Origin of the sequence: uncultured Sphingomonas sp. (genome assembly GCF_937871615.1) — a bacterium.
Classification (GTDB): Bacteria; Pseudomonadota; Alphaproteobacteria; order Sphingomonadales; family Sphingomonadaceae; genus Sphingomonas.
Genome location: NZ_CALMPA010000022.1, coordinates 163,596 through 190,077 on the forward strand (window position 1 = coordinate 163,596; position 26,482 = coordinate 190,077).

The 26,482-nt window shown below is 64.3% G+C and carries 24 protein-coding genes and 1 pseudogene; 17 read left to right on the forward strand and 8 right to left on the reverse strand.

What is annotated here, in order from left to right; translation table 11 throughout:
- The first annotated feature begins 28 nt into the window (after window positions 1-28).
- The 6 genes from Q0316_RS06145 to Q0316_RS06170 all read left to right on the forward strand — a co-directional run bounded on the left by Q0316_RS06145 (window position 29) and on the right by Q0316_RS06170 (window position 5,400).
- Window positions 29-739, forward strand: a complete 711-nt coding sequence (locus Q0316_RS06145; RefSeq protein ID WP_298670657.1) for a response regulator transcription factor — start codon at window positions 29-31, stop codon at window positions 737-739.
- A complete protein-coding gene (locus Q0316_RS06150; protein ID WP_298670658.1) occupies window positions 736-2,049 on the forward strand; it encodes an ATP-binding protein in 1,314 nt (437 codons plus the stop codon). Before Q0316_RS06145 ends, Q0316_RS06150 begins: the two co-directional genes overlap by 4 nt.
- Before the next feature lie 99 nt (window positions 2,050-2,148).
- The gene (locus Q0316_RS06155; protein WP_298670659.1) at window positions 2,149-2,844 is read left to right on the forward strand and encodes a carbonic anhydrase; all 696 of its coding nucleotides are present in this window, start codon (window positions 2,149-2,151) and stop codon (window positions 2,842-2,844) included.
- Window positions 2,844-4,361, forward strand: coding sequence for a SulP family inorganic anion transporter (locus Q0316_RS06160; RefSeq protein ID WP_298670660.1), 1,518 nt, complete (start codon window positions 2,844-2,846; stop codon window positions 4,359-4,361). Before Q0316_RS06155 ends, Q0316_RS06160 begins: the two co-directional genes overlap by 1 nt.
- A gap of 131 nt (window positions 4,362-4,492) precedes the next feature.
- On the forward strand, window positions 4,493-5,035 hold the full coding sequence (locus Q0316_RS06165; RefSeq protein ID WP_298670661.1) for a pseudouridine synthase: 543 nt from the start codon (window positions 4,493-4,495) through the stop codon (window positions 5,033-5,035).
- Entirely contained in the window at window positions 5,032-5,400 is a 369-nt protein-coding gene (locus Q0316_RS06170; protein WP_367179644.1) for a reverse transcriptase-like protein, read from the forward strand. Before Q0316_RS06165 ends, Q0316_RS06170 begins: the two co-directional genes overlap by 4 nt.
- A 6-nt stretch (window positions 5,401-5,406) precedes the next feature.
- On the opposite strand, the gene Q0316_RS06175 is transcribed toward Q0316_RS06170, so the two are convergent.
- The 5 genes from Q0316_RS06175 to Q0316_RS06195 all read right to left on the reverse strand — a co-directional run bounded on the left by Q0316_RS06175 (window position 5,407) and on the right by Q0316_RS06195 (window position 10,367).
- Window positions 5,407-6,216 (reverse strand): RNA methyltransferase, encoded by an 810-nt coding sequence (locus Q0316_RS06175; RefSeq protein WP_298670663.1) that lies wholly within the window; start codon window positions 6,214-6,216, stop codon window positions 5,407-5,409.
- 5 nt (window positions 6,217-6,221) lie between these two features.
- Window positions 6,222-6,374, reverse strand: coding sequence for a hypothetical protein (locus tag Q0316_RS06180; RefSeq protein ID WP_298670664.1), 153 nt, complete (start codon window positions 6,372-6,374; stop codon window positions 6,222-6,224).
- Window positions 6,375-6,427: 53 nt separating this feature from the next.
- The gene (locus Q0316_RS06185) at window positions 6,428-7,042 is read right to left on the reverse strand and encodes a glutathione S-transferase family protein (protein ID WP_298670665.1); all 615 of its coding nucleotides are present in this window, start codon (window positions 7,040-7,042) and stop codon (window positions 6,428-6,430) included.
- 32 nt (window positions 7,043-7,074) lie between these two features.
- Complete coding sequence (locus Q0316_RS06190; RefSeq protein WP_298670666.1) at window positions 7,075-7,872, reverse strand: methyltransferase; 798 nt, start codon at window positions 7,870-7,872, stop codon at window positions 7,075-7,077.
- 68 nt (window positions 7,873-7,940) lie between these two features.
- A complete protein-coding gene (locus Q0316_RS06195; RefSeq protein ID WP_298670667.1) occupies window positions 7,941-10,367 on the reverse strand; it encodes a zinc-dependent metalloprotease in 2,427 nt (808 codons plus the stop codon).
- A 204-nt stretch (window positions 10,368-10,571) separates the two neighbouring features.
- On the opposite strand from Q0316_RS06195, the gene Q0316_RS06200 reads away from it, so the two are divergent.
- Window positions 10,572-11,870, forward strand: coding sequence for an MFS transporter (locus Q0316_RS06200; RefSeq protein WP_298670683.1), 1,299 nt, complete (start codon window positions 10,572-10,574; stop codon window positions 11,868-11,870).
- A 91-nt stretch (window positions 11,871-11,961) separates the two neighbouring features.
- Window positions 11,962-12,936 carry a TIM44-like domain-containing protein gene (locus Q0316_RS06205; RefSeq protein ID WP_298670668.1) on the forward strand — a complete coding sequence of 325 codons (975 nt, stop codon included), beginning with the start codon at window positions 11,962-11,964 and terminating at the stop codon, window positions 12,934-12,936.
- A 22-nt stretch (window positions 12,937-12,958) separates the two neighbouring features.
- Here Q0316_RS06205 and Q0316_RS06210 read toward each other — a convergent pair whose 3' ends face one another.
- Window positions 12,959-13,372, reverse strand: a complete 414-nt coding sequence (locus tag Q0316_RS06210; RefSeq protein ID WP_298670669.1) for a polyketide cyclase — start codon at window positions 13,370-13,372, stop codon at window positions 12,959-12,961.
- Between the two features lie 144 nt (window positions 13,373-13,516).
- On the opposite strand from Q0316_RS06210, the gene Q0316_RS06215 reads away from it, so the two are divergent.
- Window positions 13,517-14,458 carry an alpha/beta hydrolase gene (locus Q0316_RS06215; protein WP_298670670.1) on the forward strand — a complete coding sequence of 314 codons (942 nt, stop codon included), beginning with the start codon at window positions 13,517-13,519 and terminating at the stop codon, window positions 14,456-14,458.
- Window positions 14,459-14,665: 207 nt separating this feature from the next.
- Here the strand turns inward: Q0316_RS06215 and Q0316_RS06220 are convergent, their stop codons facing one another.
- Window positions 14,666-15,070 carry a GFA family protein gene (locus Q0316_RS06220; protein ID WP_298670671.1) on the reverse strand — a complete coding sequence of 135 codons (405 nt, stop codon included), beginning with the start codon at window positions 15,068-15,070 and terminating at the stop codon, window positions 14,666-14,668.
- A 75-nt stretch (window positions 15,071-15,145) separates the two neighbouring features.
- Between Q0316_RS06220 and Q0316_RS19705 the strand changes: the two are divergent.
- Window positions 15,146-15,412: pseudogene (locus Q0316_RS19705) on the forward strand (MarR family transcriptional regulator); the annotation flags it as partial.
- Window positions 15,413-15,421: 9 nt separating this feature from the next.
- Here the strand turns inward: Q0316_RS19705 and Q0316_RS06225 are convergent.
- Window positions 15,422-15,928, reverse strand: a complete 507-nt coding sequence (locus tag Q0316_RS06225; protein ID WP_298670672.1) for an Arm DNA-binding domain-containing protein — start codon at window positions 15,926-15,928, stop codon at window positions 15,422-15,424.
- 421 nt (window positions 15,929-16,349) lie between these two features.
- Between Q0316_RS06225 and Q0316_RS06230 the strand changes: the two genes are divergently transcribed.
- From Q0316_RS06230 to Q0316_RS06260, 7 genes are all read left to right on the forward strand, one after another.
- Window positions 16,350-17,702: a hypothetical protein gene (locus tag Q0316_RS06230; RefSeq protein WP_298670673.1), complete on the forward strand. Its 1,353-nt coding sequence runs from the start codon at window positions 16,350-16,352 to the stop codon at window positions 17,700-17,702.
- Between the two features lie 70 nt (window positions 17,703-17,772).
- Window positions 17,773-17,988, forward strand: a complete 216-nt coding sequence (locus Q0316_RS06235; RefSeq protein WP_298670674.1) for a hypothetical protein — start codon at window positions 17,773-17,775, stop codon at window positions 17,986-17,988.
- 152 nt (window positions 17,989-18,140) lie between these two features.
- On the forward strand, window positions 18,141-18,428 hold the full coding sequence (locus Q0316_RS06240) for a hypothetical protein (protein ID WP_298670675.1): 288 nt from the start codon (window positions 18,141-18,143) through the stop codon (window positions 18,426-18,428).
- 11 nt (window positions 18,429-18,439) lie between these two features.
- Window positions 18,440-20,212, forward strand: a complete 1,773-nt coding sequence (locus Q0316_RS06245) for an N-6 DNA methylase (protein WP_298670676.1) — start codon at window positions 18,440-18,442, stop codon at window positions 20,210-20,212.
- Between the two features lie 3 nt (window positions 20,213-20,215).
- Window positions 20,216-21,784 (forward strand): class I SAM-dependent DNA methyltransferase, encoded by a 1,569-nt coding sequence (locus tag Q0316_RS06250; RefSeq protein ID WP_298670677.1) that lies wholly within the window; start codon window positions 20,216-20,218, stop codon window positions 21,782-21,784.
- Window positions 21,781-22,848, forward strand: coding sequence for a restriction endonuclease subunit S (locus Q0316_RS06255; RefSeq protein ID WP_298670678.1), 1,068 nt, complete (start codon window positions 21,781-21,783; stop codon window positions 22,846-22,848). Before Q0316_RS06250 ends, Q0316_RS06255 begins: the two co-directional genes overlap by 4 nt.
- Window positions 22,849-22,851: 3 nt before the next feature.
- Window positions 22,852-26,406, forward strand: a complete 3,555-nt coding sequence (locus Q0316_RS06260) for a DEAD/DEAH box helicase family protein (RefSeq protein WP_298670679.1) — start codon at window positions 22,852-22,854, stop codon at window positions 26,404-26,406.
- Window positions 26,407-26,482: the final 76 nt, after the last annotated feature.

Here is a 26,482-nt window from a genome sequence, read left to right on the forward strand (position 1 = left end):
CCGTTCGACCTTCGATGAGCCGATCAGCATGACCGCGCCGGTGATCCTGCTGGTCGAGGACGATCCGGCGCTGCGAATGCTCACCACGCGGGCGTTGCAGGAGAACGGCTATGTCGTCCGCCCGTGCGCGACCGGCCCCGAAATGTGGCTGGCGCTGGAGGCGGGGCCGGTCGATCTCGTGCTGCTCGATATCATGTTGCCCGGCACCAGCGGGATCGACCTGTGCCGATCGCTGCGGATGAAAAGCGAGGTGCCGATCATCTTCATCAGCGCGCGCGACAGCGAAACCGATCGGGTCGTCGGGCTGGAGCTTGGCGCGGATGATTATCTCGCCAAGCCGTTCGGCACGCGGGAACTGATCGCGCGGGTGCGCGCGGTGCTGCGGCGCGGCGGGCTGGAGCGCCAGCAGGCCGATCGTGCGGAGGGCATCGCCGAGTTCGATGGCTGGCAGGTCAGCCTGCGCCGCCGCGAACTGACATCGCCGGATGGCGCCGTCGTCGCGCTGACCGGCGCGGAATTCGATCTGCTCGTCAGCCTGATCGACCACCCTCAGCGCATCATCGCGCGCGAGCGGCTGATCGAGCTTTCCCGCACGCGCATGGGTGACGCCTCCGATCGTTCGGTGGACGTGCTGGTCAGCCGGGTGCGGCGCAAATTGTCCAGCGCGGGGCGCGAGGCGCCGATCATCACCGTGCGCGGCATCGGCTATATGCTCAATACCGAGGTGACGCGCCGGTGAGCCGCGGTTCGCGGCGCTCGGTGGGGTTGCTTGGCCGGTTGCTGGGCATATTGCTGCTGACGGTGGTGATCGAGTTCGCGGCGAGCACGCTGCTTTATGAGCGATCGAGCCACGCGCTGATCCGCGATGACGAGGCCCGGCGGCTGGCCGAACATCTGGTGATCGCGCGCAAGCTGATATCCGAACAGCCATGGGCCGAGCGCCCCGCGATGGCCGGGCGGCTGTCGACCGATCGCTACGATGTCCATTGGTCCGGCTCCACCGAACGCTCGCAGCCGAGCGCGCCCGCGCTTGAGGCGATGCGCGCCAAGGTGGTGGATTGGGAGCCGGCGCTCGCCGGCACCAGTCTCAGCCTGCGGCTGGTGGCGGCGGGGCGCGAGCCATGGCTGATCGGCGATTTGCGGCTGCCGGACAACACCTGGATGCATTTCCGCGCCGCTGCCCCGGCAAGCCTTGGCGACCGCGCGCTCAACCGCATCATGCTGGCACTGCTGCCCGCGGCGGTGCTGCTGCTGTTCGGCGCGCTGATGTTCCGCCGCACGCTGCGCCCGATGGAGACGCTGGCGCGCGCCGCCGAGCGGATCGGGCGCGGTGGCGGCGTGACGCTGCCGGTCAGCGGCCCCGCCGAGGTGCGCCGGCTGATCCGCGCGTTCAATACGATGCAGATCCGCATCCGCCAGTTGATCGCCGATCGCACGCAGGCGCTCGCCGCGGTCAGCCACGATCTGCGCACCTTGCTCGCGCGGATGCAGCTTCGCACCGATGCGATCGCCGATCCCACGCTGCGCCACGCGTTCGAGGCTGATGTGGCGGAGATGGAAGCGATGGTGCAGTCCCTGCTCGCCTATCTTGGCGGCGAGCACGATCCGGAAGCCGCGGCGCGGATCGACGTGGCCGTGCTTGCCGCCACGGTCGTAGATTCCGCCGTCGATCGCGGCGCGGACGCGATTTACGAGGGCGACGATCATCTGAGCGCGCAGGTCCGCCCCGGCGGGCTGAAACGGGCGATCGACAATCTCGTCGAAAATGCGCTCCATTATGCCGGGCAGGCGCGCGTATCGGTGACGGCGGAGGGCGATGATCTCGTCATTCGTGTGGAGGATGACGGGCCGGGCATTCCCGATGGCCGGCTGGAGGATGTGGTGCGCCCGTTCATCCGGCTCGATCCGTCACGCGGGCGCAACACCACCGGGCTTGGCCTGGGGCTGGCGATCGTCGCGCGCGCGGCTGAAATGGAAGGCGGCGCGCTGCGGCTCGTCAACCGGCCCGAAGGCGGGCTTCGCGCCGAATTGCGGCTCCCGCGCCGCTGAAATATTTTCTCACAAAGGTGCGGCGGTGCAGCAAAACCCGCCCGTTATCTCCGCGCGATCGCCGCCCGCATCGGGCGCGGATTACGAGGAGTAACTGCGATGAACGAACTGATCGGCCGCGTCTTTCGGTTCGAGAAGGACGTCTATTCAACCCGAAGCGCACTTTATGAGCGGCTCGCCAGCGATGGGCAGGCTCCCAAGGCGTTGATGATCTCCTGCGCGGATTCGCGCGTCGTGCCCGAACATGTGATGCAGGCGGAGCCGGGTGACCTGTTCGTCTGCCGCAACGCGGGCAATATCGTGCCTCCCTTCGCGCAGGCGAACGGCGGCGTTTCGTCGACTGTCGAATATGCCGTGGCGGCGCTTGGCGTGCGTGACATTATCGTCTGCGGCCATTCGGATTGCGGCGCGATGAAGGCGCTGGCCGAGCCGGGCAGCCTCAGCGACATGCCCAACGTCGCCGCATGGCTGCGCCATTCGAGCGCGGCCTATCATGTCGCGCGCGATGCCTATCCCACGATGACCAAGGGCGAACTGGTACGCGCGATCAGCCTCGAAAACGTCGTGGCGCAGCTTGTCCACCTGCGCACCCACCCATCGGTTGCAGCGGGCATCGCGCGCGGCGAGATTTCGCTGCACGGCTGGTTCATTGATATCCACGCCGGGCAGGTGCTCGCGCTAGACGGCGATACCGGCCATTTCGCGCCGCTCAGCGATGACAGGCCGATGCCCGTGGCGCTGGCCGCCGGGCGCCGCATCGCGACCGGCCTCTCCGCGTTGGGCGCGGCCGCATAATGTTCGCCAATCTGCTCGCTCGCATCGGTGGCGGCCATGCGACGCGTGACTTCACCGCGTCGATCGTCGTTTTTCTGGTCGCCATGCCATTGTGCATGGGGATCGCGGTCGCCTCCGGCGTGCCGCCGGAAAAGGGGCTTGTCACCGGGATCATCGGCGGGATCGTCGTCGGCGCGCTGGCGGGATCGCCGTTGCAGGTGAGCGGGCCGGCGGCTGGCCTTGCGGTGATCGTCTATGAACTGGTGCGCGATCAGGGGCTGTCCGCGCTGGGGCCGATCCTGATGCTGGCCGGGCTGATCCAGGTGATCGCCGGGATTTTCCGGCTGGGCGGCTGGTTCCGCGCGATATCGCCGGCGGTGGTGCACGGGATGCTCGCGGGCATCGGCGTGCTGATCGTGATCGGCCAGTATCACGTGCTGTTCGATGCCAAGCCGCTGCCGAGCGGACTGGAGAATCTCGTGGCGATGCCGGGCCGCCTTTTCGAACTCAGCCCCGGTGACATGGCCGGGGCTGAGACGGCCTTTGCCATCGGCCTTCTCACCATCGTCGCGATGATCGGCTGGGAACGGCTGCGCCCCACCGCGCTGCGGCTCGTGCCGGGTGCGCTGGTCGGGGTCATGGCGGCAACGCTGGTCGCGTTCTTCGCCGGCCTGGAAGTGGCGCGCGTCGTGGTGCCGGGAAACATCCTCGCCGCGGTCGACGTGCCCGATGGCGGCACGCTCGCCCGGCTGCTCGATCCCGCGGTGATCGCGAGCGCGCTGGCGATCGCGTTCATCGCCAGCGCCGAAACGCTGCTTTCCGCCGCCGCGGTCGATCGGATGCACGATGGCGTCCGCACCGATTATGACAAGGAACTGCGCGCGCAGGGCGTGGGCAACCTGCTGTGCGGCGTGGCGGGCGCGCTGCCGATGACCGGGGTGATCGTGCGATCCTCCGCCAATGTTCAGGCGGGCGCGGTGACGCGGCGCTCGGCGATCCTGCATGGCGCCTGGATCCTGGGTTTCGTCGCGCTGCTGCCGTGGCTGCTGCGCGAGATACCGATGGCGGCGCTGGCCGGTATCCTTGTCGTCACCGGCTGGCGGCTGGTCAGCCTCGCCCATGTCCGCCACCTGTTCAGCCATTATGGCGCGCTGCCGGCGCTGATCTGGGCGGCGACGCTGATAACGGTGGTGGCGAAGGATTTGCTGACCGGGGTGCTTGTCGGGCTGGCGCTGTCGCTGCTGGAACTGGTGCCGCATATCCGCCGGCTGGGGTTGGCGGTCGAGCAGCGGGAGGACGACGCGGGCAACGAGATCGCGCTGAGCGGTGTCGCCAGCTTCGTCACCCTGCCCAAGCTGACGCGCGCGCTTGACGCGGTGCCGCATGGCCGCGCGGTGAAGCTCGATATCGCGCGCCTCTCCGCGCTCGATCATACCAGCGCGGAGCTGCTGCGCGACTGGCTGGATCGCCGCCGCGTCGCCGGCGCCCGCGTTGACATCACCGGCAATCCGGGCCGGCTGCGGGCGCTGATAGCCTGAGCATCCGTTCGCAAGCGCGCGGGCGTCTTCTCAAGCGGAGCATGATTGGCAAGGCGGGTCTTTGCGGGATAAAGCCCCGCCATGATCCGCCGTGCCGAGCCGAACCTTTCGCTTCACCATGCGGGCGCGGCGTGACGCGGCTGATCCTGTTCAACAAGCCATATGGCGTGTTGAGCCAGTTCACCGATCGCAAGGCCGAAACGGCGCGCCCCACCTTGTCCGCGTTCATCGACCTGCCCGGCGTTTACCCGGCGGGCAGGCTCGATCGGGACAGCGAAGGGCTGCTGCTGCTGACCGATGACGGCAGGTTGCAGGCGCGGATCGCCGATCCGAAATTCAAGCTGCCCAAAACCTATCTCGTCCAGATCGAGGGCGAGCCTGACGACGCCGCGCTCGATCGGCTGCGTAGTGGCGTTATGCTAAAAGATGGCCCGACCCGCCCCGCCGAGGTGGAGCGGATCGAGGCGCCCGCATTGTGGCCGCGCGATCCCCCGATCCGTTACCGCGCGAACATTCCCGATCGCTGGCTAAGGCTGGTCATCCGCGAAGGACGCAACCGGCAGGTGCGGCGGATGACGGCGGCGATCGGCCATCCCACGTTGCGGCTGGTGCGCTGGAGTATCGGGGGCTGGTCGGTGGCGGATGTGCCGCCGGGCGAATGGCGCGCGGGGTGAAGATATTTTTCGACGGTGGCTGTCGCCCCTTGCCGGTCGGTATGGAACTGGCAGTCGTGATCGGCGGCCAGAGCCATATCAGGCGCGATCTTGGCCCCGGCACCAGCATGGACGCCGAATGGCTCGCGCTGATCGAGGCGATGCGCCTCGCTTATGCGCGCGGGCTGGCCGATCCGGTGCTGCTTGGCGACGCGGCGGCGGTCATCGCGCAGGCGAATGGCGCGGTGCGCTGCCCCGCCGCCTGCATCCGCCATATGGAGGCGTTCCGCCTGCTCCCGCGACCGCCGGGGCGCATCCGGATACGCTATGTGAAGCGCACCCAGAACCTTGCCGGCATCGCGCTGGCGAAGTTGCACGATCGCTGACTGGCTTCAGCCGGTGGCAGCCGCCCGGAGATGATGCAGCACGATGCCGCTGGTGGTCGCGACATTCAGCGAATCGAAGTCCCCCGCCATCGACAGGCGGACGCTGTGCGCGCGCGCCAGAATATCGGCAGACAGGCCCGCTCCCTCGGCGCCGAGCATCAGCGCGTTGCGCTTCGCCACGATCAGCTCGGTCAGTTCGATGCGCCCGCGCGGGCTGAGTGCTGCGACCTGGAAGCCCCGGCCTTCGAGAAGGCCAACGATATCCGTGCCATGCGAAAACCGCGCGAATGGCACGAGCAGCGCCGCACCGACCGAGACGCGGATCGCCTTGCGATAGAGCGGATCGCAGCAATCGGCGTCCAGGAACACCGCCTTCACGCCAAAGGCCGCCGCGTTGCGGAATATGCCGCCCATATTGTCGTGGTTGGCGATGGCCGAAAGCACAAGGACGTTCGCGGATTCCGGGAGGGAGCCGAGAAGCTGCTCCGCGCCAGGTGGCGCCACGCGGCGCCCGATCGCGAGCAATCCGCGATGGAGCGGAAATCCGGCAATGCCGTCCACCACATCCTGTGTTGCGACGAACACGGGCGTCGTATCGTCGAGTTGCGACAGCACGTCCGCCATCGCGTCCAGGCGGCGCGCGGCGATCAGCAGCGAATCCAGCCGAAAGAGCGGGGAGGCGACGGCCTTCTCGATCACCACGCGCCCCTCGGCGACGAAGCAACCGGCGCGCCCGACCAGATCGCGTTCGCGGATATCGCGATAGGGCTCGATCCGCGGATCGGCGATATCGTCGATGTGAATGATCGTGGGCATTGCCGCTATTCTTTGGTGAAGCGCTTGACCTTGTTAGGCAAATCCTTGCCCTTGGTGCGGCGCGACGGCGTTTGCACCGGGTTCTTCTTCTTCCATTCCACCCAGGTCATCGGGCCATCGGGCGTCTGGATGATCGTATCGTCGAGAGTCTCGGCCATCCGCGCGCCTTACACCATGTGGCCCGGCGCGCCGAGGAATAGTCTCGCGCGGGCTATTCCTGCGCGGCCTTCGCGGCGAGAAAGGCCGGTCGACTGTTCAATCGCTCCCAATAGGCCGCGATTTCGGGGCTGAATTTGTGTTCGAGGCCGAGATTTCGCGCCAGCAACAGCGCATAGCCGACGCACAGATCGGCCATGGTGAAGCGCCCCGCGCACAGCCATTCCCGCTCCGCGAGCGTGCGGGTCAGGTGGCGCAGGCGCGACAGGAACCATTGCGTATAATCCGCCACCGCCTGATCGAGCCGGCGTTCCTTCGGCTCAAGCCGAGTGTAGCGCAGGATGATCGTCTGCGGGAAAGTGAGCGTCGCCTCGCTGCGATGCAGCCAGTCGAGCCACAACGCATAATCGGTCTCATCAGCGCCGACGGCCAGGGGCGACGGGCCGTAACGGGTGGCGAGATATTGCGGGATCGCGGCGGATTCGGTCATCCGAACATCGCCGTCGATCAGCAGCGGGATCGTGCCGAGCGGATTCTGTTCGAGATATTCGGGGCGGAACAGCCGGGGCGGGAAGGGCAACATATGCAGGCGATAGGGTAGCCCCATCTCCTCCAGCGCCCAGAGCGCGCGGAACGAACGCGCATCGGCGCAATGATATAGTTCGATCATGTCCGTCCCCTATCCGCCCATGCCTGCGCGGTTCAGCGTGGCTTGACGAATTTCAGCGTCATGCGATCGCTTTCGCCGATCGCGGCGTAACGCGCGCGATCCTTGTCCTTCTCGGCATAACCCGGCGGCAGCGTCCACACGCCGCCCGGATAATCATGCGTATCCTTGGGGTTGGCGTTCACCTTGCTTTCGCCCACCAGCCGGAATCCGGCCTTTGTGGCGTAAGCGATCACGCTCGATCGCTTCATATAGCCGCTTTTGCCTTCCTCCACGCCGCGCTGATTCTCGGGCAGGTGATGCTCCTCCACGCCCAGCACGCCGCCCGGCTTCAGCATCGCGAACATCTGGTCGAACGCGGCCTGTGTGCGGTCGGTCGCGCCGAAGCGCCAGTTATGGACGTTGCGGAAGGTGAGGACGACATCCGCTGTCCCGTCGGGCACGCGCGCCTGCCCCGCGGCGGCGGGAAAGATCGCGTGGCGCAGCCCCTTGTACACCGCCGGATGCGCCGCCGCGAGCGCGCGCACCCCGTTCAGCCCCTTGTCGCTGTCGGCGGCGGCGTAAAGCACGCCGCGCTTGAGCAGATAGGGCGCCAGAATCTCGGTATACCAGCCGCCAGACGGCCAGATTTCCACAACGGTATCGGTCGGCCTGACCCCGAAGAAGGCGAGCGTTTCGACCGGATGGCGGTAACGATCGCGCGCCACGTTCGCCGGCGTGCGGCTCGGCGCGTTCACCGCGGCGCGCAACGCCGGAGACGGCGCCGGCTCCGCGGCGAGCGCGGCGACAGGCAGCAGGGCGGCGGCAATCGGAACCAGGGCAAGCGCGCGCATCATTCTCTCCCGTTTGATCTGTCGGTCCGGCGGCGCTTCCACACGCGCGCAGGCCGGGGCGGCGACGCTCAGCGCAGCGTCGCCACGTCCATCCAATCATCCTCGCCGCCGCCGATCGGGTCGCCGGGCGGGATCGTGCTGGTGCGCGGTCGTTCGGCGACGAGCTTTTCAAGCGCGCGCGGATCGCCCAGGCGCCGCGCGAGATCGCCGGCCCAGTCTGCGTCCGCGCCCCGACGGCGCGCGAGTTGGTCGGCGACGCGGTTGAGGCGCGCGTTGATCGTGCCCGCGACATCCGGGCTGGTCTGTTGCCGATGCGCGACCTGCGCCAGCGTCACGATGGTGCGATAGGCGATGCGCCGCTGGAGCGCGTCGGTCTGCGCGGGAAGCGTGGCGGCGAGCAGCCGGTCGAGCAGTTCATCCAGCCCGAGCGCGCCCGGATCGGCCGCGTGCTGGATCGCGACGCGCTGCAGCCGGCTCGGCGCGAGCAACGTGTTGAGCGTCACCTCCGCTGCGACATCGGCGGCGATCAGTGGATCGAACACCGGCCCCCCGGCGGTCGCGAACAGTTCGATATCATATTGGCGATTGTCGCTGCCGTTGCGCGCCGCCGACAGCAGCGGCGGCAATGACGCGGGCACGCGCAACTGATCGGATGCGAGCGTCGCGAGCAGCGCCGACAGCGCGGCGCGCTGCCGCTCGGCGGAGACGGGCGGCGCCGCTTCATGCCCGCCGCCGGAAACGGCGAACGAGAAATCGACCCCGCCGACCGATTTGGCCGCCGCGGCGACCTGATAGCGGTGCAGCAGCCACACCGGCACGAACCGGCGGCGCAGATTGGCGACCGGCTCGCCCGCGCTGAGGTTCGCCAGCCCGAAGCGATCGACCGCCACGCGCCGCACCTGCATCAGCCGGTTCAGCTCGGCGATCGGATCGTCGCCATCGTCCCACAATGCGCCCCATGGCTGCGCCGTATCGGGGGCGCGGGCATTCTCATCGGGCACGTAGCGCAGCCCCGCCGAGACTGCGGCGACGGCGTGCGCGTCGGCCTGCGCGTCGTCACCATAGAGCCATTGCACGGTGGCCATGTCCCACCGGCCCACGCCGGTGCCATAGGCGTCGGACAGATCGGGCTTGCCGTCCACCAGCCCGATGCGCGGCGCCGGATAGTCCATCACGGATGCGCGATCCTGCGTGCTGGCGGCGAAATTGTGCGCGAAGCCGAGCGAGTGGCCGACCTCATGCGCGCCAAGCTGGCTCAGCCGGGCCAGCGCCACGCGGATCGGATCGTTCGGGCCGCCGCTGCCCATCGACGCGGCACCGACCAGCCCTTCGAATATCTGGATATCCTGCCGCGCGCGCAGCGAGCCGAGCACGACCATGCCCTTGACGATCTCGCCGGTGCGCGGATCGACGATTTCCTGCCCGTAGGACCAGCCGCGCGTCGCGCGATCGACCCAGTTCACGATATTGTAGCGCACGTCCATCGGGTCCGCGCCTTCGGGCAGCAACTCGCCACGAAAAGCGTCGATATAGCCGGCGTCGTCGAACGCCCGGCCCCACCAGTTGATGCCCTTCAGCAATGCGCCGCGGATCGGCTCCGGCGTATCACGGTCGAGATAGAAGACGATCGGCTTTTTGACGCGCGAGCGCGCCGCGCCGGGATCGACCTTTTCGAGCCGGAAGCGATTGGCGAGATCGCGCACCGCATCGGTGCCGAGCGGCGCGGCGAAATCCACCACCTGGGTGGAGAAGCCGCCGATCCGGGGATCGAAGGGGCGCGACACGAAGCCGGGAGCGGGCAGCCGCACGAAGCTGTGATGCACGGTGAAGCTTACGTTGTGCGGATCGGGAACGATATTCTCCACCTCGTCGCCCGGCTTTTCGGACGTGAAGGTCTGGATCGCATCGACCTCGATATTGTCGGGGAATATCTTGATCGAGCCGGGATCGGCGGCGCTGCGCCTGTCATCGAGCCGGAATGCCTTGCCCGCGCCCTGCGCTTCACCCGCGACGAACGAGCCGCTTTCCTGATTGAGCGATTTGGCGATGCCAAGCGTGTCCTGCGCGAGGAACGGGGCGATGTCTATCACCAGCGCGCCACCGGGCAGCCGCTCGACGATATCGCCCATCCACACGGTCGAAATCCCGAAATCGCCACGATCCGCGCGCGTGCCGGCGGCGCGGAAGCGGGGATTTTCGAATTGAAGCGCAACCTTCCTGCCGATCGGGCGGAAAGCGAGGACGCGTGCCGGGCTCACCCGCCCGCGATCGAGGAAGGTGGGCGCCGAGCCGAGCCCGGTGCGCAGCGCGGTAGTATAGAGCATCCGAGCCGAGGTGCCGTCCGTCGCGGGGGCGGGGAGCGTCAGCAGGATGCGCCCGCCCGCTTTGTCGATATGTACCGCGAGCAGCCCGTCCCGCGCCTCGCTGCCGCGAAAGGCGTCGGTCGTTGCGGTTGGAGCTGGCGCGGCGGCGGCAAGCGGGGTTGCGACGAACATTATCGCCAGTCCAAGGGGTCGGATCAAACATGCCTCCACGGTTTATGCGCGCGATGATGGCGGCAATCACGCGGTGCGGCAAGACGGCGCGGCGCCTGCCGGTTTTCCGTTTGGCGCCGGATCGCCGCCTGCGCTATCGCGTGCGAGCAGCGAGGCGAAAAAGGGCGTGGCATGATGACCGCCAGGGGGCCGTCTGCCGGGGGGATGGGCCGGGAAACGCGGCGCGGGCGCTCACAGGAAGCAGGCGCAGGGCGCATAACCAATCGCTCGATCGTGATCGCCGCGCTTTCGACGATCATCGAATGGTATGATTTCACGCTCTATCTCTATCTCGCGACGGTTCTGTCGCGGACCTTCTTCGGCGGCGGAAGTGCTGCGCTGGGCGAGACGCTGGCGGGGTTCGCCATCGCCTATCTGATGCGCCCGGTGGGCGCGATCGTCTTTGGTCATATCGGCGATCGTCACGGTCGCAGGCTGGCGATGCTGGTGTCGATGGCGATGATGACGGCGGCGATGCTCGCCACGGCCCTGTTGCCCACTTATGCGCGGATCGGCCCATGGGCCGGTGGCCTGCTGCTTCTGCTACGCTGCATCATGGCGTTCTCCGTGGGTGGCGAATATACCGGCGTGGTCGCCTATCTGCTCGAAGGCGCGCCGCCGGGGCGACGCGCGCTCGTCACCTCGCTGGCGTCGGCGGCGAGCGAGGTGGGAGCGCTGCTCGCGGTCGGCCTGTCGGCGCTCACCGTCGCGGCAATGGATCAGGCGAGCCTCGATCTGTGGGGCTGGCGCATCCCGTTCCTCGTCGGCGCGGGGCTGGCCGCGCTTATCCTCGTGGCGCGCTCGACGCTTGAGGAATCGCCGGATTTCGTCAGGCAACGGCTGACCGCCACGATACCCCGGCGACCATTGCTGCTCAGCCTCAGGCGGCATCGGTCGGCGATCGCGCGTGGCTTTGCGATATCGGCGCTCGGCTCGATCACTTATTATGTCGGGATCGCTTATGTCCCGAGTTTCATCACCAGCGTGAGCAGGATGGGTGAAGCACAGGCGTTGTGGCTTTCCACGCTGGCGGCGGCGGTGGTGATCCTGGTCACGCCGTTTGCCGGGATTCTCGCGGATCGGCTGGGGCGAAAGCGGGTGCTGCTGATGCTCGCTTTTGCCGGTGTGGTCGTGCCGATCTTCACCTTTTTCCTGATGGCACAGGGAATATTCTGGATGGCGCTGCTTGGCGCGATCGTGCTCGCCGCGCTTGGCGGCGCGGTCAGCGCGGTTGGCGCGGTGGCGACCGCGGAACTGTTTCCGGGCGAGGGGCGACTGAGCGGCCTCGCCTTTGGCGCGACGACCGCCACCGTGCTGTTCGGTGGCCTGACGCCTTATCTCGCGCACCTGCTGATCGGGCGCACCGGCTCGCCGCTGATGCCCGGCATCATGATCGTGGCGGTGGCGCTCTGCGTGCTTCCGGTCCTGCGGGGGCTGCCCGAGGGGCAGGGGAGCGCGCATTGAGTGTCGAATTGTGTCTGGAGCAAATCCGCCTTTGCAGGCGATTGGAAGCGGTGCTTTACGCGCCTATATCCGCGCTCCAAGGAGATATGTCGTGAAGAAGAAGCCGGCCCGCGTTCTGGCCTTGTCCATGGTGGTGTTGAGCCTGTCCGGCGCGATCGCGACGGCGGCGGACGCGCGGCGCGGCGGCAGCTTCGGCAGCCGTGGCTCGCGGACCTATAGCGCACCGCGCCAGACCGATAATTCGCCGCGTTATGTGCCGCCGGTCGAACGCTCCATGGCGCCACGTTCGCCAGCGCAGGCGGCCCCCGGTTACAATCCGGCTGCGGCCCAGAATCAGGCCGCCCGGCCCGGCGGCAGCCGCTTCGGCGGATTCGGCGGCGGCCTGCTCGGCGGCCTGATCGCGGGCGGCCTGCTCGGCCATTTCCTCGGCGGCGGATGGGGGCAGAGCGGCAGCGGCATGTTTGCCGCACTGATCCAGATCGCGGTGATCGGCGGCTTGCTGTGGCTGGTCATCGGCTTCTTCCGTCGTCGGCGGCAGCCGCAGGCGGCGCCGGTGATGGGCGGGAGCGTCGGCGACTTCAGCCCGTCGCCGTCGTCAGCCGGCCCCTGGGGTGGCGTGGCGACGCCACAGGCGCCGCAGCCGGTGGCGGATCAGGGCGCCGATCTTGCGATCACGACCGCCGATCAGCGCGATTTCGAGCAACTGCTCACCGATGTGCAGGATGCTTTCGGGCGCGAGGATTATGCGCGGCTGCGCGAACTCGCCACGCCGGAGATCATGTCTTATCTGTCTGAGGAACTGAGCCGGAACGCGACGCACGGGCTGCGCAACGAGGTGACCGATACGCGCCTGATCGACGCCGAGGTGTCTGAGGCGTGGAGCGAGGCGGGCGCCGATTATGCGACGATCGCGATGCGCTACGAAAGCCGCGACGTGATGCGCGATCGGGCCACCGGCGCGCTTGCCCAAGGCTCGCGCGATGCGCTCAGCGAGACGCTGGAATATTGGACCTTCGCGCGCGGCGTGGATCGCGTCTGGAAATTGTCGGCGATCCAGGAAGCCTGATCGCCGCCCTCGTGCGGCCGGTTCATTTGGGGCCGGTCGCCTGGCGCCTCACCAGTGACTGCAATCGCTTGAGATCGCGGTTGACCCATCGGGCATCCGCCGCGAACCGTTCATCGTCCATGTCGGGCTGACGAAACAATGTCAGCATCACCTCCGCGCCGTCATCGTTGGGCACGATGCGCAGCGGCACATGAACCTGCGATCCAGTGCCCGTTTCCACCCAGTGATCCATCACGCCGAACGCATTGTGCGGTGTGAAGCGGATGCGGATCGGGCCTTCGGGGCCATCCGCAAGCCACGCATCCTGCGCGAAACGCAGGTTTGATTGCGCGAGCCCGGATGCCCAGTTCGGGAAGAATTCCGGGCGCCAGATTCGCTCATACAAGGCGCGCCATTCGTGGTCGATCGAGACGCTGAAAGTGCGCGCGGGCAGCATGGCTTTTTTTCCGATTCCATGGAGGTGAGCCGACGGACTGTAGCGCGAAAACCGCCGAAGTCGCGCGCTGAAGCCGTTGCGGCGGCGTTCGAGGCGGTTGCCTCGCAAGAATGGGGCGCCATAGTAGGCACAAGGAGAGAGAACATGTCGAGCCGTCACCTTGTCGATCCCGAAGTGGCGCCGCTGCTCGATCTCTGGCCGACCACCACGCTTACGGCGGAAACCCTGCCGCTGGCGCGCGGGCGGGCGATTCCCCTGCCACCGTTCGAGACAGCGGGAGTGGCGCTGGAACGGCGCGACGTGCCGGGGCCGGAGGGCGCGCCCGATATCACGCTCCACATCTATCGCCCGGAAAGCGCGGCCGGGCCGCTCCCGGCGATCTATCATATTCACGGCGGCGGCTATGTCCTTGGCGCGGCGAAGGATATGGAGGGCGTGCATCGCGGGCTTGTCAGGGAATTGGGCTGCGCGATCGTGTCGGTCGACTATCGCCTTGCGCCCGAGACCGTTTTTCCCGGCGCGATCGAAGATTGCTACGCCGGGCTCGGCTGGCTGTTCGGCGAGGCCGGGGCGCTCGGCATCGACGCCACGCGGATCGGCGTGATGGGCGAGAGTGCCGGCGGCGGGCTGGCCGCGGCACTGGCGCTGCTTGCGCGCGATCGCGCCGAATTCGGGCTTGCCTTCCAGCTTCTGATCTATCCGATGATCGACGACCGCACCTGCACCGCCGCCGATCCCAACCCGCATGTCGGGGAATTCATCTGGAATGTGTCGAACAATCGCTTCGGCTGGTCGGCGCTGCTCGGGCATGAGCCGGGGATCAATGGCGTGTCGCATTACGCCGCCGCCGCCCGTGCGACGGACCTGACCGGCCTGCCGCCCGCGTTCATCTCGACCGGCTCGCTTGATCTGTTTCTGGAGGAGGACATGGAATATGCGCGCCGCCTGCTACGCGCGGGCGTGCCGACGGAATTTCATGTCTTCCCCGGCGGTTTCCATGGCTATGATGTCATGCCCGACGCGCGGGTGAGCAAAGCGACGAGAAACGCGAGCCTCGCCGCGCTGCGCCGGTTCCTGCATGGCTGACGATCGGATTCGGAGGCTGCCCTGGAGCACGTCTTCGCCAAGGATGAAGTGATGCCTATCGGGACAGCGCTTATCTTTGACCGGGAATGGTGGCTTACAGGACTCGGAAGGGCGGGCCATCGCGCAATCAATAATTTGATACCCGACCGCCCCCGCTTGCTGCTGTCCACGGTGATGGGTGCCTACATAACCGTTGGTATAACACATTCAAAGATATGAAGTTATCTTCGGGGTGGTCATCCAGTTGTCGTGCAAACCATCTGAAAATCGAATCGGAAGATTGCCAAGCTCTTCCGGCGACACATCGTCTAGAGCGGCAACGTTGATTGATATGTAGTCGCCACCCATCACATCGAGATGGCCGCGTCCAAACGGGCGCACGCCGCACGTGCGGCAAAAGAGGTGGTGGTTGGAATAACTGCCGAACTGATATTCGGAGAGGTCATCTTGCCCCGTGAGCAAACGAAAGTCGGATGGCTTTACCACGGTTCCCCACGAGCGGGTTTTGGCGCAGATCGAGCAATTGCACTTGCCGGTACCCGCACTGAGATCGAGGTCTACTTCAAACGTCACCTTGCCACAGTGGCAGCTTCCGCGATGGGATTTCTTCATCGATTGATCCTCCGGTAAGATGAGCGTTGCTCTCCGGCGCTTGTTCAGGCGCAAAAATTATGACAACATATTGTCATGGGCAATTTGATACGGCAACGACAACATGTTGTCAAACGCATCCCTCGACCTGCTCGATCGGCAAAGGGTGACGCCTTTTCCGAACTAGCGATCTGCGTGCTTCAAGCTGCCGGACATCTGACCCAAGCTGGAGACGCGCTTTCCGGGCCCTCCGGCCTGACCAGCGCACGGTGGCAGGTGCTCGCGGCTGCGGCGCGCGCGCCGTCAACTGTGGCGCAAGTGGCTCGGCTTTTGGGTGTTGCCCGTCAAGGCGTACAGCGGTTGGCCGACCTGTTAGTTGCCGAGAAGCTCGTTCGCTTTGACGACAACCCGGCACATCGGAAGGCCAAATTGCTGACGCTGACGCCTGTTGGGGCAAAAAAGCTCGCCGAGGTCCGCGATAGGCAGGCTGCTTGGGCGGATCGAATGGGTGACCAGTTTAGTGAGGCAGACCTGTGGCAGGCAAATCAGATTCTCCAGCAAGTCTTGGCGGCGCTTCGAGCCCACCCCGTGTCTGATGCCTGAAATCATGACAGCACCCACCGTGCGGATTGGGTGGCGCGAGCTTGGGCGGGCGACACTTGAACGTCGGCGGCTGTTGCCCCGGCGCGATACGCCGAGCATGGCGGCAGTTTTTTCCATCTTGCGTTCGTGGGCAGAAGCACCGCCGGTCGACAACTGCGCCCGGGCTTCATCGCGACCCGTGCGTGCATCCGCGAGCTTCACGCTGGGGTAAGCGCCCAGTGAGAGTTTCTTTTCCTTGCCGGCCACGCGGAACTTGAGCTTCCGGAATTTTTTCACCGGCTGGCGTCACCGGCAGGTATAGCCCGCCGCTGTCTGCGAGCTTGTTCGCGCTCGCGCGGCTCGGCGCTGCGGATCGTTGAATCGGTAAGAGCCATAGGAGTCCCTCCTATTTGGGAGCCGATTGCGGTCCCCTTGGATGCCAAGCCCCCGGATCGCCCTCACCTTGGGGGCGGATCACGAGGATGAAGATGAATGAGAAAGGATGACAACGAGCGGAAAGCCTAGGATTCTCAAGGCTTAGATATATGATGCTAGATGTCGGAGAATAAGAAAATGGTGCCCCATAGGTGACGAAGATGGGCACTCGAGTTATTGGAGAATTTGTGTCGGTCGTCATTAGGGATGCGCCAAGTGATAGCAGACAGCGGTTCGACGTTGTGGCAATCAGAGACGATACATCGCTGATCAAGAGCACTGAATGGGCATCTCATTTGATCGCGACCTGCGGGTCGCAGGCTACCGGGCGTCGACATTCAAGAATGCCCTAATAGGCTATCTTCGCACAAAAAGCCCCGCCAGCCTGATCGACCTGAAAAGCGTGTTTCCTCACCGTAGAGATGGCGCGATCGTTTATGAGGAATGCCTTGACCGTCATTTGATCGACCGTGCCACGGGAAAGGTCACCGAGGCTGGCCTGACCCTTGTAAGATCTAAAGTGGTGCCGCGAACGCCACTGGAAAAGGCAAAGGGGGTGCTTGACGCCTTTCTAGAGCGTGTGGATGAACTCAATCGCGATCCAGAAGCGATTAGCCGAGTGGACCAAGTCTGGTTGTTCGGGAGCTTGATGAGAGATGAGTCCACCGTTGGCGACATCGATCTGGCCATAGCTAGGTCAAGTTCGGGCCGCTTTGAAAACCTCGACGCGCAAGTCCTTCAGGCCAAGGCACTTCTGGCGAACTTCCCAGACGCGCCGCGTGATTGGGCATGGCCTTGGGATCGGATTGACTGGCTATATCGCCGAGCGATCTTTGGCGCTCGTCGGCATCCTCTGCTTGCCGGTGCGAAGGACGGAGTGGACGATCTGGCTTCGCTCGGGGTGCCCTGCAGGCTCATCTATGAGCGCGCGCGTGGCGGCCGTGTCGACGATGCCATCGTGCCTCGCCATCCACAATCCAATGGGCGGCTGAATACCATCGATCCCCTGCCTGTGGCGCCCGATCTCACCCCCGCGCCGCTCCAGCCAATGGATGCTAGATGGGTGGCGGGCTATGATCGGTGGGGAAGCGTTTCGCCCTATGATATTTTTCGCGGCTGGACCGACGAATGCAGGCGGTTGTTTCCCGAATATCCTCGCGATCTCCGAATTGCCGCATCGGGTGACGATCTCAGGGATTTCCCTTGGCGGCCCAAAACCATCAAGCGGCCGGGCATTGATGGCCGTGCCGCCATCGCGGTCATCAGCGCCACGGAGTTCTGGGGGACCTGCATAACCTTGCGCAGGTCGATCTATGACATATCGGGCAAGACGGTGCTGGAAGCTAGCTTTAGCGATCTGCAATTGCACAGGAGCAGGAAATATATCGATCTTGCCACTCTTCCGGAGATGGTTTCGGCTGTTTCCCTCATTCTGGCCGTCGACGCCGAGCGAATACTCCGCCGAGCAACGGATCGCGATAGCTCCGCCGGGATCACCATACAGATTGTCTCTGGCGATCTTCCCGACGACATGAAGCACTATTTCGTCGGCGAGATCGTGAAAGTTCTGGAACAACGCACCGTCGCGATCGAGCCTGCAGGCCTTTCGAAATCAGTTGTCATTGAACTAATCTGAGCCTGCGGCATAATCTCGAGCGTCGCGACTGGTTGCATCCCGGCGGCTCCCTCCGGAGCTCCGCTCAACCGTGGACATGGAGATCGAAGCGATCTGCTGGCCGGACTATGAGCGACCCGCGATGCAGACCATCACGGTGGTAGGGAAGGCTGAACCGTGTTTCGAAATTGCTCGGGCCGACAATCTGGTTGCGGCCTTCGACGAGCATGGTGCCTTCACCTATGGCCTAGCCGCTGGCGAAAATGGGCACTCGAATCATTGGACGATTTTAGTGCCGCGTCTCTGAGAGTGGCCGCTGACGCGCGCGGCATTAGATACTTGGCAATGCGCCTCGCCACCATCCACTACTGACGTTCAGGGATCAAATGGGCGACCACGGGGGTACGGATCTGGCGATAAAAATATCATCACATAATCCCTGGCTTGGAGGATTATGTGATGATACTAGAAGTCATGGAGATCGCTATGACCCTGCATCTGGATCAACGAATGAATCAGCGCGGCATTACCCGCGACCTGCTCGATCTAACTCTTGCTCACGGCACGTGGGAGGGGGATCGATGCGTTCTCGGAAAGAAGGTCATCCAGGCGCTCCTAAAGGAATGCGATGAATTGCGGCGTCTTGCCGTTCGCGCCATGGACAAGGGTGGGATGGTGGTCGTTGAAGCCGGAGGCCGTGAGATTACCGCTTATCCGATGACCTCGCGGCGCCAGGGCAAACATTGATGTCGAACTGTTTGACCCAGCAGCTCGACGAGAGTGCCCGGGCGCGTGGCGTGAACTCTGCCGACGCGTTGATGTTGTCGGTCGCTGTGTTGGTTGGCTGGAATGAGCAACGAGAGCAGGCCGATGGCCGTGCGATGTTTCAAGCATTGGCGGGCCGGCTTACCGGTGATGGCCATGGAGACGCACTGATCGCTGCGCGCGACTGGCTGTCCGACCCCGGGTTTTCCTCGCAGGATTGGGAGTTCGTGGAGGACGGCCTAAGCTTCTTGCGGCGTGAAGCTGGCGGCCCGATCGATTGGAATGCTGAAGTCGCGCATTGTATTCATCCTGATCGGCGTCAAGCTGGCGCAGGTCCGTCATTGCCGCTGGCGCGGTCGATCGCGCGCTTGCTGGACTTGCCGTTGTCCGATTCGGTGGCTTGTCTCTTTCCCGGGGCGGCATCGATTGCATGGGTTCTCGCGAGCGAACGAGACGTAACGCTTTACGCGGATCGGGATGTTGCGATCGTTATGGCGCTGATCGCTCGCGCGGCCTGCCGCTTGTTGAGGGTTCGACGTGAAAATCCGATCGACGGATCATTCATGCCGGCGTTTCTGACGGAGAATCCCGGAGAGCAACCGTCCCCCTTGGGGCACTTTGATCATATAGTCTCTGTTCCCCCCTTCGGCATGCGCATGCAGAAGGGCGGCACGTTCGAAGGCCATCATATCGAGCATTTGGCGCCGCTGGCGAGGCGGTCGTTCACTGCCCTTGTTCCGGACGGTACGTTGTTTCGAGAAGCGAAGGGGGAAACCGAGTTTCGCTCGAAGTGGGTTACGCAATATCGCGCGACAGTGCTGAGCCTCCCGGCCGGGATGTTCTGGCCCGCCACCGCGATCTCCACATCGCTGCTCCGCCTCGAACCCGGCTCGTCATCGAGCGTGAGGATGATCGATGGTCGATCGATGGACAAGACCAGCACCGGGCGCGTCCAGGAGAATATGATCGTCCAGCATCTCGAACGCTTTCGATCGCTTCGCGCTGAAGACACCGATCGTGCGGCAGATGTGCCGGTCGCGGAACTGGCAGCGAACAGCTTCAGCCTTCTGCCCGATCGTTACCTGAAATCGGCAAACCTCGCGGCCTTGGAGGAGGCTCTAACGCGGAATCCTGTCGTGGCCCTTGCCGATGTTGCCAACGTCGAGCGTGGTAAGGCGCCAATGCCGCTGCGCGAGCCCGATGAAGATCCCCCGCTCACCGCGATGGAGATCGCGCCGTCCGATCTGATCGACGGGATCGTGCGCTCCCCCCGCAAGCAGCAGGCGTTCGATCTGAAGGAGAAATCACGAGTCGAAGGCGCGACGGTCCGTCCCGGCGACATTCTCGTCAGCATCAAGGGCAATGTCGGCATCGTCGGCATGGTAGACGGCGTGGATGCCGCCCTCGCCGAGAGCATGAACGATCCCTGGATCATCTCGCAGAGCCTGGCCATCATCAGGCTGAAGCCGAACCCGCATATCTCGTCCTCGGGCGTGCTGAACGCGTTGCTCACCGCGCCATGGGTGCGGGAAAAACTTGAGAGCATGAGCGGCGCCACAACCGTCCGCACCTTGCCGATCAGCGCGCTTCGCGGCCTGTCTCTTCCCCTGCCAACGGAGGAAGAATGCGGCCGGGCAGAGAATCAGCTGGTCGAAATAGCAGCCGTGCGGGAACGGATAGACGAGCAACAGCGAAATTTGGCAAAGCTTCAGGAGCGCCTTTGGGCCCGCCTCTGGCAGATGCCGATCAATAGTGGAGACGAGTGAATCATGCTGACCGGCGAAATCCGCGGCCAGATCGAACGACTGCGCAAAAATCTGTGGGAGGGGGGCGTCGCCAATCCGCTCACCAATGTCGAGCAGATCACCTACCTGCTGTTCGCCAAGCGGATCGACGAGATCCAGACGCTGGAGGAGAATAAGGCGATCGGCTTGCGCAAGCAGGGCTATGTCGCGCGCCGAATCTTTCCCGACGACAAGGACGGGCTTGACACGCCCGGCTTCGCCAACGGCGGCTGCCCCTATGAACTGATGCGCTGGTCGCGGTTCAAGAACGAGCCGCCCGAGCGGATGTTCGAGATCGTCGACGCGCACCTGATGCCGTTCCTGCGCACGCTGGGCGGTGCGGAGAGCGTGATGGCAAGCCACATGAAAGGCGCGCGCCTCGCCTTCACCAAGCCGGCCCTGCTCGACAAGCTGGTGCAGGGGCTGGATGAAATCCCGATGGACGATCGCGATACCAAGGGCGACGTCTACGAATATCTCTTGTCGATGATTTCCAGCGCGGGTGAGAACGGCCAGTTCCGCACCCCGCGCCATATTATCGACCTGATGGTGCGGCTGATGAACCCCGGCCCGGCGGACACGGTATGCGATCCGGCGGCGGGCACGGCGGGTTTCCTGATGATGGCGGCCGAGCATGTGCGCCGCACGACCCCTGATCTGTTTTCGGACCCGCAGAAGCGCAAGCATTTTGAGACGGCGGCGTTTACCGGCTTCGACTTCGACGAGACCATGCTGCGCATCGGCGCGATGAACATGATGCTGCACGGCATCGAGGAACCGCGCATCACCTATCGCGACAGCCTAGCCGAAGGTGGGGGCGACGATGCCGGCCATTACAGCATGATCCTGGCAAACCCGCCCTTCGCGGGCAGCCTGGACAACGAAAGCTGCGCCAAGGATCTGCTCAAGGTCGTCAACACCAAGAAGACCGAACTGCTGTTCCTCGCCTTGTTCTTGCGGCTGCTGTCGACCGGCGGCCGTGCGGCGGTGATCGTGCCTGATGGCGTGCTGTTCGGCTCGTCTAAGGCCCACAAGGCGATGCGCAAGCTGCTGGTAGACGAGCATCGGCTGGAGGCAGTGATCTCGTTGCCCTCCGGCGTGTTCCGCCCCTATGCCGGCGTATCCACCGCGATCCTGATTTTCACCAAGACCGGGCGCGGCGGCACCGATTTCGTGTGGTTTTATGACATGCAAGCCGACGGCATGAGCCTGGACGACAAGCGCAACCAGCTACTCCAAGAAAGCCTGCTCGGCCCCGCTCCGGCGCGCGCACTGACCGATGCGGAGCACGCAAAGAACAATCTACCCGACGCGCTCGCCCGCTGGGCCGATCGGGCGGGCGGCGAACGCGACAATCCCCGCACCGCGCAGAGCTTCTGCGTATCGCCCGAGGACATCGCGGCGGCGGGCTATGACCTGTCGATCAACCGCTACAAGGAAGTCGTGCACGCCGAGGTCGAGCATGTCGCGCCCAAGGACATCATCCGCGAACTGCGCGCACTGGAGGACGAGATCGCCCAGGGCCTGGCGCGGCTTGAGGAGATGTTGGGGTGAAGACTGTGGAACTGGGTTCTATTTGTCGACCCCGCCAGTGGCCGGTCATTTCCGGCAAAGAGATGCTGGAGAGTGGCAATCCGGTCTTTGGGGCCAATGGGAGGATTGGCTTCACCAACCGCTTGACGCACGATCGGGAGACAATCGCCGTAGGGTGTCGAGGCTCTTGCGGCCAAGTCCATCTCGTCCCAGCCGGGAGTTACATTAACGGCAATGCGATGGCGCTCGACGAGCTCGATGAAGCCCAGGTTGACCGACGCTACCTGTTTCGTTGGCTTCAACGTCGTGGATTTGACGATGTGGTGACCGGCACATCGCAACCGCAGATCATTCAGGCGAACATTCGTCGCGTCGACGTTCCCCTGCCCGCCCTGTCGGAGCAGCGTCGAATTTCGGCAATTCTTGACCAGGCAGACGATTTGCGTCGCCTGCGCCGTCAATCGCTCTCTCGTCTTTCCGAGGTCGGACAATCAATCTTTGACGATATGTTCGGCAGTCTCAACGTGCACCCTGCGCCACTCAAAAGCCTTGGCCGCGTCGTTACAGGCTCTACTCCGCCAAGCGCGAGCAGTGGAATGTTCGGTGGCAACATTCCCTTCGTCACTCCCGGAGACCTTGGCTCTGGCGCAGAATCGGCAAGATTTGTTACGACCGATGGAGCCAAGAAGTCGCGGTTGGTATCGGCCGGCTCAACGCTCGTGTGCTGTATCGGCGCGACCATTGGCAAGATGGATCAAGCAGTCAGGGACTCTGCGTTCAACCAACAGATCAATGCGATCGAATGGGGTGACTCTGTTCGCAATGACTTTGGCTACTATGCTATCAAAGCGCTGCGAGATATTATAGTCTTTCGCGGGAAGGGTGCTTCGACAACGCTGCCAATCCTTAAGAAGTCGGAGTTCGAGAAGTTGGAGATAAAGGTTGCCGACACCTCGCTCCAAGACCGCTTCTCCAAGCGCCTCGCCGGGGTGCGATTATTGCAAGCTGACGGTAAAGAGGCGCTGGTGAGGGCGGATTCACTCTTCACCTCCCTCCAGCATCGCGCCTTCCGGGGAGAACTCTAACTCATGACCACCACCGGACCGGGCGGTCGCAAGATCCTGAAGATCGGGGGCGGCATCACGCCGCGCGCCATGCCGCCCGTTCCGGCAACGCAGTTTGCCTTCCTCGCGTCATTCCCCTTCCTCGCCGATCACGTCGCGATGGCCGAGCGGCAGGCGCTGTCCGATCCGCGTGGCGCGGCGGTGCATTGTCGCCTCGCGATCGAGGCGCTGGTTCATTGGCTCTACGACAATGATGCCGAGCTAAAGGCGCCCTATAACGATCATCTCGCCGCTCTGATCGCCGAGCCGAGCTTCCACAAGCTCGCCGGGACGATGATCCGCACCAAGATCGACCTGATCCGCAAGATCGGCAATCGCGCCGCGCATCCCGGCGCCTTCGCCTCGTTGCAATCGGTCAGCGCACTGCGCGAGCTGTTCCATATCGGCCTGTGGTTCGCGACCCGCTATTCCACCACGCCACCGTCCGCCGAACTCGCCTTCTCCGCCGATCTGTTGCCGACCGGCGCTGCGCCGCCCGCCCAGACCAGCGCCGATGAAGTGCAAAAGCTGGAGAAGCAGGCCGAAGACAGCCGCGCCCAATTGGAGGCCGAGCGCAAGGCGCGGCTCGCCGATGCCGATGCCCGCACCGTGCTGGAGGCGGAGCTGGCGGCGATCCGCGCGGAGGTGACCGCGCTACGTCACGCCAATGAGGGCCGCGACGCCGGTCATGACTATGACGAGGCGACCACCCGGCGCGAGTTCATCGATGTGCTGCTGCGCGAGGCTGGCTGGCCGCTTTCCGATGCGCGCGACATCGAATTCCCGGTCCATGGCATGCCCAACGATCGCAGCGCCGACGGCAAAGGCGCGGGCTTCGTCGATTATGTGCTGTGGGGCGAGGACGGCAAGCCGCTGGCGGTGATCGAGGCCAAACGCTCGCGCAAGGATCCGCGCGAGGGCAAGGAACAGGCACGGCTCTACGTCGATTGCCTGGAGGCGCAGTTCGGCCAGCGCCCGGTCATCTTCTATTCCAACGGCTATGATCACTGGATCTGGGACGACCTGCGTTATCCGCCTCGCCCCGTCTCCGGCTTTCGCACCCGCGACGAACTGCAGCTGATGATCCAACGGCGCGGCGCGCGTGCGCCGTTCGGCACCGTGCCGACCAATCGCGCCATCGCTGGCGGCGGCCGCCGTACCTATCAGGAGAAGGCGATCCGCGCGGTCTGTCACCGTTTCGAGGATGGCGAGCGTGGCGGCGAGAATCAGCGCAAGGCGTTGCTGGTGATGGCGACCGGTTCGGGCAAGACCCGCGTTTCAATCGCGCTGACTGATGTGTTGATGCGCGCCAATTGGGCCAAGCGCATTCTGTTTTTGGCGGACCGTGTGCCGCTGGTGAAGCAGGCGACGGGCAATTTCCGCAAGCACCTGCCGGATAGTTCTCCGGTCAATTTGTGTTTGCAGCCGAATGGGGAGGGGCGGGTGTTCGTCGCCACCTATCCGACGATGATGAACCTGATCGAACGCGCGCGGCAGGACGCCAAGCAGCGCTTCGGTCCTGGCTATTTCGATCTGATCATCATTGATGAGGCGCATCGCTCGGTCTATCGCAAGTACAAGGCGATCTTCGACTGGTTCGACGCCGCACTGGTCGGCCTGACCGCGACGCCGAAGGACGAGATCGACAAGAACACCTACACGTTGTTCGAACTCGAGGACGGCGTCCCCACCGACGCTTATGACCTGCCGCAGGCAGTGCGCGACGAATTCCTGGTGCCGCCGAAAGCAGTCGACGTGCCGCTGAAATTTCCGCGCGACGGCATTCGCTATGATGACCTTAGCGACGCCGACAAGGAAGCGTGGGACGAGGCCGATTGGGGGGAGGACGGCCCGCCTGACGAGGTCGGCGCCTCGGCGATCAACGACTGGTTGTTCAACAAGGACACCATCGATCAGATGTTGAAGCAGTTGATGCAGGACGGGCTGAAGGTCGCTGGCGGCGATCGGCTGGGCAAGACGATCATCTTCGCCAAGAACCACAAGCATGCCGAATTCATCGTTGAGCGGTTCGACGCGAACTATCCCGCGCTGAAAGGGCAGTTCTGCAGGCTGATCGACAACCAGGTAAAATATGCCCACTCACTGATCGAGGATTTCGAGGTGCCGGACAAGGCGCCGCACATCGCGGTGTCGGTCGACATGCTCGATACCGGTATCGACATTCCCGACATCCTGAACCTGGTGTTCTTCAAGATCGTCCGGTCGAAATCTAAATTCTGGCAGATGATCGGCCGCGGTACGCGCCTGCGCGAGGGGATCTTCGTCGATGCCGATGGCAATCGCACGGACAAGGAGTTTTTCTACGTCTTCGATTATCTCGGCAATCTCGACTTCTTCAACGCCCGGATCGACGGCACCGAAGCGCGTGCGGTGGCGCCGCTTGGCGAACGGTTGTTCGCTGCGCGGGTCGAGCTGCTCGGGCTTATGCAGCCGCCGCGCGACGCAATCGTGAAGACGGTGCGCGAGGAGCGCACGGACTATCGCGGCGAAGGTGACGAGCTTGGGCTTTATGAAGGCGTCCGCGATCAGCTTCGCGGCGAGGTCACCGAAATGCCGATCGATAATTTCATCGTCCGCGCCAAGCGCCGCTGGGTAGAGAAATATCAGGAGACCGGCGCCTGGGACTATCTCGGCGAGGAGGACCGTCACGAACTGGTCGAGCACGTAGCGGGCCTCCCTACTGGGATGAGCGATCCCGACGTCGACGCCAAGCGCTTCGATCTGCTGTGCCTGCGCATTCAGCTCGCGATGCTCCGCCGAGCGAGTTTCGATCCGCTGCGCAAGGCGTTCGTTGAACAGGTGCATCAGCTGGAATCAAAGGGGGCAGTCCCTGACGTCGCACGGCAGATGGAGCTGATCCTCGAGGTGCAGACCACCGAATGGTGGACCGACGCCACGCCAGAGATAGTGGAGATAGCGCGCCGCCGGCTGCGCGGGCTGATGAGCCTGATCGAGCCTGGGAAGCAGGTGGTCGTCAGCACCGACTTCACCGATGTGATGGGCGAGAAGCGTGAGATCGACCTCGTCGACCTTGGCGGCGCATCGTCGCTGGCTCAGTTCCGGCGAAAGGCGCGCGCTTATGTCGACGAGCATGCCGATCATGTGACGTTGGTTCGGCTGCGGCAAGGGCGGCCGCTGACGCCCAGCGACCTCGATGAACTGCAGAAATTGTTCCTCGATGCGGGGCTCGCCGAAAGTGCTGATTTCCAGCTTATCCGGCAGATGCCGGACATGCCGGACTTCATCCGTTCGCTGGTCGGGCTGGATCGGCGAGCGGCGCAGGAAGCGTTCAATGCAGCGCTAGCCGGCACCGTTTTGTCACCTCGACAAATCTATTTCGTCGAGCAGATCGTCGAATATCTGACGGCGTCCGGTAAGATGGATCCGGCTGCTCTATATGAACCCCCGTTCACCGATGCAGCCCTGAACGGAATCGGTGATGTCTTTGATGGCGCATCGATAGCGCGGATCGTTGATATTCTCGACCAGTTCGAACCGCGTCTCCACGTGGCAGTTTGATCAGATCCCGTTCGGGAAGAGCTGGGCACCTCGAATTACCCGCTGATCTGATCGGATTACGGGCAGGAGGGCGGCG

Bases quoted from the DNA above. Each gene is read 5' to 3' on its own strand.
- Q0316_RS06145 (WP_298670657.1), top strand. From the start codon at position 29: ATGACCGCGCCGGTGATCCTGCTGGTCGAGGACGATCCGGCGCTGCGA.
- Q0316_RS06230 (WP_298670673.1), top strand. From the start codon at position 16,350: ATGGGCATCTCATTTGATCGCGACCTGCGGGTCGCAGGCTACCGGGCG.
- Q0316_RS06190 (WP_298670666.1), bottom strand. From the start codon at position 7,872: ATGCGCGCGCTTGCCCTGGTTCCGATTGCCGCCGCCCTGCTGCCTGTC.
- Q0316_RS06185 (WP_298670665.1), bottom strand. From the start codon at position 7,042: ATGATCGAACTATATCATTGCGCCGATGCGCGTTCGTTCCGCGCGCTC.
- Q0316_RS06180 (WP_298670664.1), bottom strand. From the start codon at position 6,374: ATGGCCGAGACTCTCGACGATACGATCATCCAGACGCCCGATGGCCCG.
- Q0316_RS06210 (WP_298670669.1), bottom strand. From the start codon at position 13,372: ATGCTGCCCGCGCGCACTTTCAGCGTCTCGATCGACCACGAATGGCGC.
- Q0316_RS06195 (WP_298670667.1), bottom strand. From the start codon at position 10,367: ATGTTCGTCGCAACCCCGCTTGCCGCCGCCGCGCCAGCTCCAACCGCA.
- Q0316_RS06215 (WP_298670670.1), top strand. From the start codon at position 13,517: ATGTCGAGCCGTCACCTTGTCGATCCCGAAGTGGCGCCGCTGCTCGAT.
- Q0316_RS06250 (WP_298670677.1), top strand. From the start codon at position 20,216: ATGCTGACCGGCGAAATCCGCGGCCAGATCGAACGACTGCGCAAAAAT.
- Q0316_RS06155 (WP_298670659.1), top strand. From the start codon at position 2,149: ATGAACGAACTGATCGGCCGCGTCTTTCGGTTCGAGAAGGACGTCTAT.
- Q0316_RS06260 (WP_298670679.1), top strand. From the start codon at position 22,852: ATGACCACCACCGGACCGGGCGGTCGCAAGATCCTGAAGATCGGGGGC.
- Q0316_RS06160 (WP_298670660.1), top strand. From the start codon at position 2,844: ATGTTCGCCAATCTGCTCGCTCGCATCGGTGGCGGCCATGCGACGCGT.
- Q0316_RS06240 (WP_298670675.1), top strand. From the start codon at position 18,141: ATGATACTAGAAGTCATGGAGATCGCTATGACCCTGCATCTGGATCAA.
- Q0316_RS06175 (WP_298670663.1), bottom strand. From the start codon at position 6,216: ATGCCCACGATCATTCACATCGACGATATCGCCGATCCGCGGATCGAG.
- Q0316_RS06200 (WP_298670683.1), top strand. From the start codon at position 10,572: ATGGGCCGGGAAACGCGGCGCGGGCGCTCACAGGAAGCAGGCGCAGGG.
- Q0316_RS06220 (WP_298670671.1), bottom strand. From the start codon at position 15,070: ATGAAGAAATCCCATCGCGGAAGCTGCCACTGTGGCAAGGTGACGTTT.